The organism is Paeniglutamicibacter sp. ORCA_105 (assembly GCF_045798545.1).
GTDB lineage: Bacteria > Actinomycetota > Actinomycetes > Actinomycetales > Micrococcaceae > Paeniglutamicibacter > Paeniglutamicibacter sulfureus.
Window position 1 is genome coordinate 42,628 of the sequence record NZ_JBIXLM010000029.1, and the last position, 12,890, is coordinate 55,517.

Genomic DNA, 12,890 nt, shown 5'->3' on the forward strand with positions numbered 1-12,890 from the left:
CGGCGCGTGATTCCATTCTTCGGTGCGAAGCGGCGGCATCAGGCGTGTGGAAGCTAACGCCGAATCGGGGAGGCCGGGAACATGTCACTATCCGGAAAGTCTGGCACCCTTAAAGAACTATGCAGCAGCTACCGTCCCCACAGGTCCTCTCCGATATTTTGCCCCCCGTCATCTTTGAGCTGGGGCAGCGGTTTGTCGATTCCGGCTTTGAACTATCCCTGGTAGGGGGACCGGTGCGCGACCTCTTCCTGGGCCGAGTGTCCCCGGATCTGGACTTCACCACCAGTGCTTCCCCGGATGAAACCCTTGCGGTGGTGGCCGGATGGGCCGATGCCACCTGGGAGGTGGGCCGCGATTTCGGAACGATTGCGTTGCGCAAGGGCGAGCACACCATCGAGGTGACCACCTACCGGGCCGATGCGTATGACCCTTCCTCCCGCAAGCCCATCGTGGCCTTCGGCCGCAGGCTGGAAGACGATCTCTACCGCCGCGACTTCACCATGAACGCGATGGCGCTGCGCCTGCCGAGCCTGGAACTGGTGGATCCATACAACGGAGCCGCCGACCTGGCCGAGGGCGAGGTCCGCACGCCGGGTGCCCCGTCCATGTCCTTCTCCGACGACCCGTTGCGGATGATGCGTGCCGCGCGATTCGCCTCCCAGCTGGGCATTGGGGTGGCGGACGAGGTCCGCGCGGCCATGAAGGAAATGGCTGAGCGGATCAAGATCATCTCCGCCGAGCGTGTCAGGGACGAACTGGTGAAGCTGATCAACGGTGTCGATCCGCGCGCCGGCATCGACCTGTTGGTGGACACGGGGCTGGCAGACATCGTGCTTCCGGAGGTTTCCGCCTTGCGCCTGGAACTCGACGAACACCATCGACACAAGGACGTCTACCAGCACTCGTTGACGGTGCTGGAGCAGGCCATGGAGCTGGAAAGTGATGCGGAGGGCCCGGTGCCGGGTCCCGACTTCGTGTTGCGCTTCGCCGCACTGATGCATGACATCGGCAAGCCGGCGACTCGCAAGTTTGAACCGAACGGTGCTGTCAGTTTCCGCCACCACGACGTTGTCGGTGCCAAACAGGTCAAGGCCCGCATGCGCGCCCTGCGTTTCGACAACGACACCACCAAGGCGGTGGCCCGCTTGGTTGAACTGCACATGCGCTTCTACGGGTACGGAGATGCCGGGTGGAGCGACTCGGCCGTGCGTCGCTACGTTCACGACGCTGGCGACTTGCTGGAGCGGCTGCACCGGTTGACGCGGTCGGACGTGACCACGCGCAACCGCAAGAAGGCAGACAGGCTTGCCTTTGCCTACGACGACCTTGAGGCGCGCATTGCAGAGATCAGCGGAAAAGAGGAAATGGCCGCCGTGCGGCCGGACCTCAACGGCCAGCAGATCATGGAGATCCTTGGAATCAAACCCGGTCCTGTGGTGGGCCGCGCCTACAACTACTTGCTCGAGCGTCGCCTGGACAACGGGCCGATCGAAGAAGAGGAAGCAATTGCGTCGCTGCTTCAGTGGTGGCGGATGCAGCCCGAAGCAACAGAGCAGTAGGCCAAGGAGTCCCCCGGGGGAACCTTGTCCCGGCGTGTCGCACCAAACACGCCGAGGCGAGGTTCCCCGTTTTAAACTCTTCGAAAAATGAGTGGCGTAACCCTATCGCGGTGTGTATCGTGGAACCTGTGATTGAGAAGTCTCAATGAGACATTGAAATCCAATAGACAATGTCGGCGCCAGAATCTTCTGGCATGTTCTTCCAGAAAAGGAGGTGGGAATGATGATTACTTCAATGAATTTCGGCGGCTTCTATGTGCCCCGTCATGGCTTCGGCGGCCTTACCGCTCGAGCCACTTCCCCCGCCTCCGGAACGGCGCCCTGCTAGTACTTCCCTAGCTTTTCAAAGTTCCCGAGGCTGATGAGTCATTAATCGACCAAATCCTTGAGGAACTTTCATCATGTCTACCCAGATCTCATCGATCTCCACCCAGGTTGCTCGCTCCGCTGAACTAATCTTCACCGGGCCGGAAGCGCTGCGTGCCCGCAGCTCGCGGCCCACGGAACAGGCCACCTTCCGCTCCTCCAACACCGTTGAGGGGAGGTAACTACCATGAGTGCAAAGGAACGCAAGCCAAGGAAGCCGAAGCACAAGGCTTGGCTTCAGACGCAATTCAACCCCGATGCTCGGGATCGCGAACTACGTCACCACATTCCGATGGACATGATCTTCCGCGTGCGGTGAATGAATTAGGGCCAGGCATCCACAAAGCCTGATCCGGAACTCACGTCACTCACCCCACCCAGGACCAGGACCCATGAACAACATCGAAACCCACAGTGCAAAGCCCGCCGGCTTCACCGGCGGGCTTTGCCGCTTAAACCGGCCCCTTGATCCTTAGCCGGGGAACGCAGGTGAATGCTCAGCCGACCTGGCACGCCAATGGCGGAGGAATGCCAATCCGGCATGGTCGTGGATGACTTCTTGGCCCAGCCCCAGATCCGTCGCAGTAAGCACCGGGTAGGGTTTACCGGCCGGAATGCCGTCACCCGGGCGAACGTCGACGTGGCTGACTTGATGACCGTGTGCCGCCAGCCAATCGGCCATGGCGTAGTCGGTGCGGGAATCGCCAACCGTGAACCACGCGGCGGGGATGATGCCATCCGCCTCCAACAACTCCAGGGTGCGACGGGCACCCAAGTCCTTGCCAAGTTCCACCGATTCGATGTCAGTGGAAATGATGGTCGGATCCACGCGATACGAAATATCCGCATTCGCGTCAGGCTGGCTGACCTCCAAACGTTCAACGCCCAGACCTCGCCGGGCCATTGCTTCCATGGCGGCCGAGTCGAAGACTTCTTGGGCACGCCGGTATTCGAAGTTCTCCGCATCGATCTTTTGCTCCACCGAGACCATGGCTCGCTTGGTCTCGTCAAAGAACATGTGTTCATCAAAGTCGGAGGCCACCAGTTCGCGAATCTCATCCGCGTAGTGCCCCGGAACAGCAAGTTCGTGATCCACATGGACCTCTCCGGCGCCGTTGGCATCAAAGGTGAACCAGGTGGCTCCCTTTTCGCAGATGGCGTGGATCTTCGCGTTCTCCGGCATCCCCGCGGTGATCATCGGCCCCATCACTTGGCGCTTGATGAACTCGTCGGAGCGCCCGGTGTTGAAGACCACCGGAATACCCAGGACGGTCAGTTCCAGAAGCAGGGAGATGATCTCGGGTGCGACATCGCGAGTCTCCGGAGACGCGATGGGACCGTCGACATCGAGCAGCAAGGCAAACGGGGGAGTGGTGGGCATGAAGTCCATTCTCCCATTGCCAGATGGCAAAACGGAATCGATGGGCCATCAGTCCAGAAGCCATGCAGTCACCCAAAATAGTTATCCACAGATTGAATGATGCGTGCCAAACAGGAGATGAAAATTTCTAGGCTGAGGCCATGATCAAGGAAAAACGGAAGTATGCCGTGGCACTCGCGTTGTGTTGTGTTGGGCTGATGATCGGTTCATGCACCCAAGGGCCGGTACCAGCCCGTGGGGCGGGGGCAGGAAACGGTACTGCCGGTCCTGTTGCACCGGAGACCGATGCTGCGGCGGAACTCGCCCAACGCCGGACCCAGATGGCCAAACCTGCCTGGACAGTGAAGATGAAGGTGCTGGACCGCCCGCAAGTTGTCAAAGGCGTGGTGGTGGTGGTGGTGCTCTCCGAAGACGCGAAGGGGCTCGAACTGACGGGGCTGAAGGAGACCACCGGAAAGAAACTTTGGGGTGTTTCGGTGGATCCTGGCTGGGTCCCCAGCGGCGTCAACATGGGAGTGTAACTGAGCAAGACGGCCAAGGGGAAACACGTGGCGCTTTTCCTGCAGAAGTCGAAACCGCGCGACGGTTGGGGTGGTGACGTCTGGACCAAGCCGGTTGCCGTGGACATCACTTCCGGCAAAGTCGTCTACAAGGGCCCCGCACAAGTGATCACGTCCCGCCAGAGTTCATGTCCGGACGGCAAGGACATGTGTTATCTCTCGATCAATCCATACATTGATGACGAGCAGAGGATGCGTGTGAATCTTGACCGAGGCACCCAGCGCACCCTCACGCCGCAGCACAAGTTGGGGGATTCCATCTTCCCCATTGGTGCCGGGGAAATCTACGCACATTACAGCGGCAACAAGAGCAATCTCTTGCGACTCAAGGGCAACGAAAAACTCTGGGGATTGTCGCTGGACAAGGCCATGGGATCGGCTTATACCCCTGGTAAGGGATGGAACGTCGAATACTCGGAGAAGCTCGGTATCTTCTCGGCCTGGATCGGCCGCGAATACAAAGAGACCAAGGACGGCAAGGGAAATGTGGTTGCCCGCGATTCGGACTACCGCCAGGAAATGATGATTGGATTTGACGCCGACACCGGAAAGACCTTGTGGAAGGCCAAGGGGGCCACCACGATCTGCCTGCCGCCCATGGGGACTGGGAACACGGTTTTGCAAGACGGAAAGGCCTACCCGGTGAGATGCGTTTTCGACTCTGGAACACTCAAGGAATCCAAGGAAACCAAAAGCAAGCTCGTCAACGGGAAAATTCATCTCGAAGGGTATGACCCCAGTACCGGGAAAGTCATCTGGAAGACCAAGGTTTACGCAGTTGTCAACGACATCGACGTTGCCCATGCACCTGACGATGGTGGCGCCAGCCTGATCCTGGCAAAGGAAAAAAGCCCGACACTGCTTGATACCCGGACCGGTGAAACCAGGAACGTCGCGGCGGAGGAGCGCTTCCTCTGCAGCAAGGGCGTCAAATATGCCAAGCCCCAGAACGGCACGGGCGGGACGTTGCTCTTCCCGTGCACCGCGGATGGCAAGGAAGCAAAGGGCGTCAGTTTCGGAGCCCTTGACGCGCAGGAGGCGGATGGCAGCCATGTGGTGCTGGGATTCACCGGTTCGGTCGTTGCCTATCCCGCGAATCCCTAGGACCGGGTGCGATCTCGGTGGCCCGGCCTTCCAGACGTTGCGGTGCGGCGGTGATAGCTTGAAGACGTATCGAGGAAAGCCCAGGCCTTGGTCTTCCTCAATCCCCCCGCTACCGGGAACCGAGATAGGGGACAGAAGATGACAGCGATGCCAGAAACCGACATGAGCGATCTAGCGATTGCCTCGCGGGCGGTGCTCAAGCCAATTTCGGAGATTGCCGAATCGGCAGGCATTCCACAGGATGCGCTCGAGGCCTACGGCCGATACAAGGCCAAGATAGATCCCGCACGGTTGACGGCCCGCGGCGCGAAACTTGGCAAAGTGGTGTTGGTCAGCGGCATTTCCCCCACCCCTGCCGGTGAAGGTAAATCCACCGTCACGGTGGGTCTGGGGGATGCGCTGTCCGCCACCGGAACCAAGACGGTGATTGCCCTGCGCGAACCTTCATTGGGGCCGATCTTTGGAATGAAGGGCGGAGCCACGGGGGGCGGCTACTCCCAGGTCCTTCCCATGGATGAGATCAACATGCATTTCACCGGGGATTTCCATGCCATCACCAGCGCCAACAACCTGCTGATGGCGCTCCTTGACAACCACTTGCACCAAGGCAATGAGTTGGGCATTGACCCACGTCGAATCACGTTCAAGCGTGTCATGGACATGAACGACCGGGCATTGCGCAACATCGTGATCGGTCTTGGCGGCCCCACCGAAGGTGTTCCTCGCGAAACGGGGTTTGAAATCACCGTCGCCTCGGAAGTCATGGCGGTTTTTTGCCTGGCAACGGGTCTCGATGACCTGCGTACCCGACTGGGCAGGATGACGATCGGATACACCTACGACAGGACGCCGGTCACCGTCGACGACCTGGGGGCGGCCGGCGCCATGACGATGCTGCTCAAGGAAGCCATCAAGCCCAATCTGGTCCAGACCATGGCCGGTACACCGGCACTGATCCACGGTGGCCCATTCGCCAATATCGCGCACGGGTGCAACTCGGCCATAGCCACCAACACGGCACGTTCGCTGGCCGACGTCGTTGTCACCGAGGCCGGTTTCGGGGCGGACCTGGGCGCCGAGAAGTTCATGGACATCAAGGCCCGCTACGCCGGCTGTGACCCGGATGCGGTGGTCCTGGTGACCACCATTCGTGCATTGAAGATGCATGGGGGAGTGGCCAAGGACGCCCTGAAAAACCAGAACGTCGAAGCCGTGCGCAGCGGCATGTCCAATCTCATCCGCCATGCTTCGAACATCAGGAAATTCGGGGTGCAGCCGGTTGTCGGCATCAACAGGTTCACGATGGATACCGAAGACGAAATCGCGGTGGTCACCGAATGGGCCGCAGCCAACGGCATTGAATGCGCCGTGGCGGATGTCTGGGGCCAGGGCGGCGCCGGCGCGGGAGAGCTGGCCTCCGCCGTGTTGCGGGCAATCGAGGCACCGAGCAATTTTGCCCCGCTCTACGATCTGGATCGTCCGATTGAGGAGAAGATCCTGACCGTGGTGCGTGAGATATATGGAGGGGAGGATGTCCAATACTCGGCCGCCGCCAAGCGGATGCTCCGGCAGATCCACGAGAACGGCTGGGACAACCTCCCGGTGTGCATGGCCAAGACCCAGTACTCGTTCTCCGATGATCCGACGCTTCTCGGTGCCCCCGAGGGTTTCACATTGCAGGTTCGCGATCTCATTCCCAAGACCGGCGCAGGGTTCATCGTGGCAATCACCGGAACCATCATGACCATGCCGGGCCTGCCCAAGGTACCGGCGTCCACGCACATGGATGTTGATGAAAAAGGGCAGGCCGTCGGACTTTCCTAGGGGACCGGTTCCGGAAACGCGGCCACGATCGCCGGATTTCGCCCGGAATACCAAAAGGCTCTGTTAAGAGTCGAAGCCACCACGGTTGCCCGTGGTGGCTTCGACGTTTCGACCCCGCATGCGGGGTACGAGGTTTAGCGCTCGATGTCGCCGCGGATGAAGGCCTCGACCTTTTCCATCGCGATGTCGTCGTTGTACTGCTCCGGCGGGGACTTCATGAAGTAGGAGGAAGCCGAGAGGATCGGTCCGCCGATGCCTCGGTCCAGCGCGATCTTGGCGGCGCGCACGGCGTCGATGATGACACCGGCGGAGTTCGGGGAGTCCCACACCTCGAGCTTGTATTCCAGGGACACCGGGGCATCGCCGAAGTTGCGGCCTTCGAGGCGCACGAAGGCCCACTTGCGGTCATCGAGCCAGGCGACATAGTCGGAGGGGCCGATGTGCACGTCGTCGGCTTCAAGCTTGGCCGAGGTGTTGGAGGTGACGGCCTGGGTCTTGGAGATCTTCTTGGATTCCAGGCGGTCGCGCTCAAGCATGTTCTTGAAGTCCATGTTACCGCCGACGTTCAGCTGGTAGGTGCGGTCCAGGATGACGCCGCGGTCCTCGAACAGCTTGGCCATCACGCGGTGCGTGATGGTGGCGCCGATCTGGGACTTGATGTCGTCGCCCACGATCGGGACTCCGGCGGCGGTGAACTTGTCGGCCCACTCCTTGGTTCCGGCGATGAAGACCGGAAGGGCGTTGACGAAGGCCACTCCGGCGTCGATGGCGCACTGGGCGTAGAACTTGGCGGCTGCATCCGAGCCGACCGGCAGGTAGCAGACCAGCACATCGGCCTTGGTCTCCTTCAACGCGGCGACGATGTCAACCGGGTCGGCGGAAGATTCGGTAATGGTCTCGCGGTAGTACTTGCCCAGGCCGTCCATGGTGTGGCCGCGCTGTACCGTGACGCCCGAGGTCGGGACCTCGGCGATCTTGATGGTGTTGTTCTCGGAGGCGTGGATGGCGTCGGCCAGATCCAGTCCGACCTTCTTTTCGTCCACGTCGAAGGCCGCCACGAATTGCACGTCATTGACGTGGTACTTGCCGAACTGGACGTGCATCAGGCCGGGAACTGTGGCCTGCGGGTCCGCGTCACGGTAGTACTCGACACCTTGAACCAATGACGTGGCGCAGTTTCCCACGCCAACAATTGCAACCCGAATCGGATTTTCCGACACCTTGTCTCCTCAAAATCAAAACTTCTGGGCAGGGGAAGACCCACCGTCCAGCACACTTACAATGCTAAGTGAGAACCGAGGACGCTTATTCCCAACGGGCTTCTTCAGTGGTACAAGCGGGCCTGCGGATCAGATCCGGGAGCCGCGTTCGCGCAGCCACCAGCGCCGTATCCGCAGCAGCACCTCGAGGGCAGGGCGTGGCAGCGAGGTACGTACCCGCTGCCTGAAAGCGACGTCACGGACCATGGCCAACTGCTCGTTCGAGGTGGTCAGCGCCTGGTTTTGGGCACGCTGGGCGTAGTGGGAAAGCGCGGAGATGAATTCCGGGCCGCGGCGGTGGAAGTAGTTTTCCCGCAGCCACGCGCGATTCGGGAAAGAAAAGTGCAATGCTGCCGCGTCATCAAGGGTTCCCAGCAGCCCGGAGCCTCGGAAGACTGAGTTGAGCATCTGGTCATTGAGCCCGAAATCGGTCATCACCAATACCGGCAGTCCACGATCCACCGCCTCCAACGCAGCCGTGGAGGAGACGGTGAGCAACGCGGAACCGGGAACCAGCACCCGGTCCATGGCTCCGGTCACGAACTCCACGTGCCCGGCCCCGACCTTCCCCTCGGCCACCAGCTGCTCCCACAGGGCGTCGAAGGGGTGGGCCTCTGCATGGGTCTGTGGTTCCCCGGCACGGGCGCGGAGCTTGACCAGGACGCGCACGTCGGGGTTCAACCGCGCCACCCGTTCAAGGGCCAGCAGGATCTCCTCGCGCTCGGCGCGCTGGACCGGGACCTTGGCCTGGGAAGCGAACACCACGGTGTCGATGGGGGAGGTCTGGGGCTGCGGGAACCCGGCGGTCTTCAGGAAGGGAAGCTTCGAGACCAGGATGTCGGGGCTGTGGCCGGTCTCCATATCGGCCAGGTGTGAGAATTCGCGGGCCTCGGCATGGGAATGCACGATAAACGCGTCCCCGCTTCGCCGGTAGGCCCAACCCTTGGTGGTGGCCGGGTAGGCGACGCCGGGCAGCGCCGAGATCAGCGCAGCGGGGCGCGCCGAGTTGGCCTTGGAGCGCAGGAGCTTCGTGAAAAGCTCGCTGACCACCGGTCCAGTGGCAGCGGCAAAGATGATGTGTTCCTCGAGCGAGTCGTAGTTCAGCGCGGCCCGCGGAATGACCGGGATGTCCTCGGCCTCGAAGCAGGTGCCGGCGGTCGCGGCAGCAATCTGTTCCGGGGTGGGGGCGATCGGGGTGCGCACCAACACCACGCGGCGGTCCCATTCCGGTCCGAGGGCCGAGAGGGTGGTGCAGGCCAGCTTCAGGTAGGAGTCGGAGTCGGCCACGGCCACGATGCTGGGTCTGAATGAAAGATTGTTCACGGGGTCAACAGCTCCAGGGACGAGGACAAGTGGGAACGAAGTTCTGGGGTGGCGGCGGGTTTCCACCAGGCGGCGGGGATCCCTTGGCCCAGGATCCGCACCCCGCCCTCGCCCAGCAGCAGCCGCAGGGACGGCAGGGCAGTGGATGGCAAGGCCCGTACGACCTGGCCGGGGCGCAGCGAGCGCAGCCGCATCTCGATGGGGATGGTGTGCTCGCGGACCACGATTCGGTCGTGGTCCGCGAGCAGGGCCAGGAACTTCCCCGACTCGCGGCGGTGTGGGAAGTAGGCGACGGGCCCGTCGAGCGTCAGCGAATCCAGCCAGCGGAAGTACGGCTCCGCGTGGATGAGCCCGTCGGCGGCCATGGCCGAACCGACAACCACGGTGGGCTCGTTGATCCGCTCGGTCACCGGTTGGGTGTTCAGCCATTCGAAGCGGTGCGACTCCAGGTGCCCGCCCAGCTCCAGGAACCGCTGCGCGATGTCGGGCTCGACGGGAAGGGCGGTGAAGATCAGCAGGCGGCCCGCCCGGGCCAGGGCGCGCAGGCGGTACCAGCTGGCGATGCCCAACGCCCGGCGTGCCGGGTTCGTGCGGGAGCGCGGACGCACCAAGGGGGTCGGCTCGGTGGACACCAGCGCCTTGATGAGACCCAGCGTGGCCAGGCCGTCGTCGATGATCACCACTTCCTCCACGGCGATGTACCCCAGCATGGCGCGCTGGACCCTTCCCGAATACGCGTCGCCTATCACCCAGCGCCGGGCCCCGGCGGATCCCGGGGCGGGAGGGGCAGCGGTGGAGGGCGCGAACTGCACGCCCGCCGGGGCCTGCGCGATGAGCGTGGCCAGGGTGGCGTCTAGCGTCGTGGTGCCCCCGCGCGGGTGGATGCGGCTGGTGGTTCCCAGCAGCCCGGCTCCGTGCGCCTCGATGGCGGAGAGCAGTTGCAGCGGGGATTCCACCCACACCTCGGCATGTCCGAAGCGGGGACGGGCGACGGCCGATTCAGCGGGATACACGGGAAGAGGTCTCCTGGAGCGTGCGTGCCAATTTTTCCAGGGAGCGGGAGCCGACGCGCAGGGCACGGCGCTTGATGCTGCGTCCCCAGACCCGGCTGCGGTTGGCCCGCGAGGGGTGGGCCCAGGTCGGGGGCAGGTCCAGGGCGGCCAGCCGACGGCGCTTGAAATGCGCGGCAAAGGACGAGTAGTTCGACTCCAGGAACGCGGCGGCATCCTCGCGAAGCCCGGGTAGGTTGCGGTACTGCATGCAATAGGCCACGGCGCGCAGCAGCGGGGTGAGTTCGTCGTCGGGACCCGCCTCGGCGGGCGTTGCCAGCTCCTGGACCAGCAGGGCGTCGACGATTGAGACCGGGATGCGGTTGCTGTTCTGGTAGGGGCTCAGTTCCTGCAGCAGATCCCCGGTGCCCACGGCGATGACGGGGGTGCCGAGCATGTACTTGGCGCTGAGCAATGCCGTGGAGAAGCAGGAGATGACCACCAGCGGGTTCATGAGCGTGATGACGGTTTCGGCCAGCAGGTCGGTGTGCAGGATCCGGAACTCCAGGCCCAGGGATTCTGCGCGGGCACGCAGCTGCAGCGCGGCGGTCGGGCCGGCGCTGGGGTGCGGCTTGAACACCACGGAGCCCGCCCCGGCGTCGCGGGCGGCCAGCAGCATCCCGTGGTGCAGCTCCAGTTCCCTGGCCGTGTCGAGGATGCCCAGCGAGCCCAGGTACTGGCCCACCACCAGGGCGGCGCCCCGGGGCAGGTCGAGGCCGGCGGGCCCTGCCGCGGCCGCCAGCTCTGCAAAGACGGCGGCCAGCGGCTCGAGACGCAGGACCTTGCGCTGCACCGGGGCCTCGAGCAGCAGCATGGGCTCCAGGCCCGGCACCAGGTCGATGTGGATGGTCTCGCGCAGGCGCTGGGTCATCTGCACGGACAGCTTGTTGCGCGTGGGGCCGTAGGACATCAACCCGTCCGAATGCACGGAGATCGGTGCGTCGAAGAAGATCCTGGCCAATGCCTGTGCCGGGTTCACCTGGATGGATTCGAGCACCAGCGACACCTGCCCCGCGCCGAGGTCCCAGCGGTGGCGCAACAGCTTCTCGAAGAGCGGGAGTTCCTCGTTCCGGGGATTGAACTGCCCCGGGCGGCGTGGCCACAGCAGCTCGCCCAGGTCCACCACGTCGTCGAAGCGCGCGGCCAGGGCCTCGAAGCCCGGGTTTTCGCGCAGCGGTGTGGTGATCTCGGGCATCTGGCTGCCGTTGGCCAGCACCAGGACGCGGCGCTCGGCCTCCGGGAGCAGGCCGGCATCGACCATCGCGGCCAGCGAGACGACCTGGAAGTAGGTGGACGCCTGGATGAGTTGGATCATTTGCTTTCCCTCTTGGCCGCGGCGGAGGGCCGCAGGCCGGTCAATGTCTTGCGGCGCTTGGCATCGAGTTGGGCCAGCCCGTCTTCCAGCAGCGGTGCCGGCACCATCGCCAGCCGGTCGGCGATGCGCAAGCGCAGGGCCTGGCGCAGGGCGGGCGGGAACTCGGCGGAGCGCTTGAGGTGGTGGCAGGAAACGGCGAGGAATTGCCGCAGTGCCTTGGGTGCGTGGGCCTCGTGCGCCGGATCGTCCAGCACCATGTCCAGGATCCCTGCATATGCGTCCACGAAGTCCAGTTGCCGGTCGTCGAAGACCTGCGTGAGGGAGCCGGGAAGTCCGCGGCGGTAGAAAACCCCCGGCGCGTTCAGGACCGCGTAGCTTTTAGCGTTGAGGCACAGCTCCCACATCCAGGCCCTGTCCTCGCAGGTGCGCAGCTCCTCGTTGAAGCGCGGTGCAGCGGACTCCAGCACCTCGGCGCGGTACATGCCCGCCCAGACCAGGGGGTAGTCGATCATGGTCGCGGTGTGGATGGGGGAGATGTCGTCGGCCGGGTCCAACACGATGTTTCGGTTGGCCTGCGGAGCGTGGTGCAGGGTCCGGTTAGCGCCGGTGACCCGGACGTGGTCGCAGCGCACGAAGTCCACGTCCAGTGCCTCTAGCCCGTCGGCCAGCTGTGCCAGGTGGGTCGGGGCAAACCAGTCGTCGGGATCCAGGAAGACCACGAATTCGCCGCTGGCGTTTTCCAGCCCGGTGTTGCGGGCGGCAGACACCCCCCGGTTGGCATGGTGCGTGAGGATCTTCAGGCCGGGAATGCGTGTGCCGAACTCCGCGGTGATTGCCGCGGTGGCATCGGTGGAGGCGTCATCGACAACCAGGACTTCCAGTTCCCTTCCCTTCAGTTGCTGGAGGGCAAGGGACGCCAGGGCGTCGCCAATGAAATCCTGCTGGTTCATTGCGGGGATGATGACGCTGATGCGGCCGGGGACGCGGGCCTTGGCGGAGGGAAGTGTGGCTGTGGAGGGCATGGGGATCTCGGGGTGGTCCTTAGGTCTGGGAGGCTGGTCGACGGCACATGTGGCCACCTAGTCCCGGGGGGGGGGGGGGGGGGGGGGGGGGGGGGGGGGGGGGGGCGGGCGGGGGGGGGGGGGGGGGG

General features: G+C 63.5%; 11 protein-coding genes. 5 read left to right on the forward strand and 6 right to left on the reverse strand.

Features of this window, described 5'->3' with window-relative positions:
* Window positions 1-119 precede the first annotated feature (119 nt).
* Both ACIPUB_RS14285 and ACIPUB_RS14290 read left to right on the forward strand, forming a co-directional pair.
* A complete protein-coding gene (locus tag ACIPUB_RS14285) occupies window positions 120-1,559 on the forward strand; it encodes a CCA tRNA nucleotidyltransferase (RefSeq protein WP_407607972.1) in 1,440 nt (479 codons plus the stop codon).
* Between the two features lie 401 nt (window positions 1,560-1,960).
* On the forward strand, window positions 1,961-2,107 hold the full coding sequence (locus ACIPUB_RS14290) for a hypothetical protein (RefSeq protein ID WP_302263610.1): 147 nt from the start codon (window positions 1,961-1,963) through the stop codon (window positions 2,105-2,107).
* 290 nt (window positions 2,108-2,397) lie between these two features.
* Here the strand turns inward: ACIPUB_RS14290 and ACIPUB_RS14295 are convergent, their stop codons facing one another.
* Window positions 2,398-3,306 carry a hypothetical protein gene (locus ACIPUB_RS14295; protein ID WP_407607973.1) on the reverse strand — a complete coding sequence of 303 codons (909 nt, stop codon included), beginning with the start codon at window positions 3,304-3,306 and terminating at the stop codon, window positions 2,398-2,400.
* A gap of 140 nt (window positions 3,307-3,446) precedes the next feature.
* Here ACIPUB_RS14295 and ACIPUB_RS14300 point away from each other — a divergent pair, with 140 nt between their 5' ends.
* From ACIPUB_RS14300 to ACIPUB_RS14310, 3 genes are all read left to right on the forward strand, one after another.
* Window positions 3,447-3,827: a hypothetical protein gene (locus tag ACIPUB_RS14300; protein ID WP_407607974.1), complete on the forward strand. Its 381-nt coding sequence runs from the start codon at window positions 3,447-3,449 to the stop codon at window positions 3,825-3,827.
* Between the two features lie 27 nt (window positions 3,828-3,854).
* Entirely contained in the window at window positions 3,855-4,970 is a 1,116-nt protein-coding gene (locus ACIPUB_RS14305; RefSeq protein ID WP_407607975.1) for a hypothetical protein, read from the forward strand.
* 138 nt (window positions 4,971-5,108) lie between these two features.
* Window positions 5,109-6,794 carry a formate--tetrahydrofolate ligase gene (locus ACIPUB_RS14310; RefSeq protein WP_407607976.1) on the forward strand — a complete coding sequence of 562 codons (1,686 nt, stop codon included), beginning with the start codon at window positions 5,109-5,111 and terminating at the stop codon, window positions 6,792-6,794.
* A 134-nt stretch (window positions 6,795-6,928) separates the two neighbouring features.
* Here ACIPUB_RS14310 and ACIPUB_RS14315 read toward each other — a convergent pair whose 3' ends face one another.
* From ACIPUB_RS14315 to ACIPUB_RS14335, 5 genes are all read right to left on the reverse strand, one after another.
* Complete coding sequence (locus ACIPUB_RS14315; RefSeq protein WP_407607977.1) at window positions 6,929-8,014, reverse strand: inositol-3-phosphate synthase; 1,086 nt, start codon at window positions 8,012-8,014, stop codon at window positions 6,929-6,931.
* Between the two features lie 129 nt (window positions 8,015-8,143).
* Complete coding sequence (locus ACIPUB_RS14320) at window positions 8,144-9,376, reverse strand: DUF6716 putative glycosyltransferase (protein ID WP_407607978.1); 1,233 nt, start codon at window positions 9,374-9,376, stop codon at window positions 8,144-8,146.
* Window positions 9,373-10,389 (reverse strand): hypothetical protein, encoded by a 1,017-nt coding sequence (locus ACIPUB_RS14325; RefSeq protein WP_407607979.1) that lies wholly within the window; start codon window positions 10,387-10,389, stop codon window positions 9,373-9,375. Before ACIPUB_RS14325 ends, ACIPUB_RS14320 begins: the two co-directional genes overlap by 4 nt.
* Complete coding sequence (locus ACIPUB_RS14330) at window positions 10,376-11,740, reverse strand: polysialyltransferase family glycosyltransferase (RefSeq protein WP_407607980.1); 1,365 nt, start codon at window positions 11,738-11,740, stop codon at window positions 10,376-10,378. Before ACIPUB_RS14330 ends, ACIPUB_RS14325 begins: the two co-directional genes overlap by 14 nt.
* Entirely contained in the window at window positions 11,737-12,762 is a 1,026-nt protein-coding gene (locus ACIPUB_RS14335; RefSeq protein WP_407607981.1) for a glycosyltransferase family 2 protein, read from the reverse strand. Before ACIPUB_RS14335 ends, ACIPUB_RS14330 begins: the two co-directional genes overlap by 4 nt.
* Window positions 12,763-12,890: the final 128 nt, after the last annotated feature.

Bases quoted from the DNA above. Each gene is read 5' to 3' on its own strand.
- ACIPUB_RS14285 (WP_407607972.1), top strand. From the start codon at position 120: ATGCAGCAGCTACCGTCCCCACAGGTCCTCTCCGATATTTTGCCCCCC.
- ACIPUB_RS14290 (WP_302263610.1), top strand. From the start codon at position 1,961: ATGTCTACCCAGATCTCATCGATCTCCACCCAGGTTGCTCGCTCCGCT.
- ACIPUB_RS14330 (WP_407607980.1), bottom strand. From the start codon at position 11,740: ATGATCCAACTCATCCAGGCGTCCACCTACTTCCAGGTCGTCTCGCTG.
- ACIPUB_RS14310 (WP_407607976.1), top strand. From the start codon at position 5,109: ATGACAGCGATGCCAGAAACCGACATGAGCGATCTAGCGATTGCCTCG.
- ACIPUB_RS14300 (WP_407607974.1), top strand. From the start codon at position 3,447: ATGATCAAGGAAAAACGGAAGTATGCCGTGGCACTCGCGTTGTGTTGT.
- ACIPUB_RS14295 (WP_407607973.1), bottom strand. From the start codon at position 3,306: ATGCCCACCACTCCCCCGTTTGCCTTGCTGCTCGATGTCGACGGTCCC.
- ACIPUB_RS14335 (WP_407607981.1), bottom strand. From the start codon at position 12,762: ATGCCCTCCACAGCCACACTTCCCTCCGCCAAGGCCCGCGTCCCCGGC.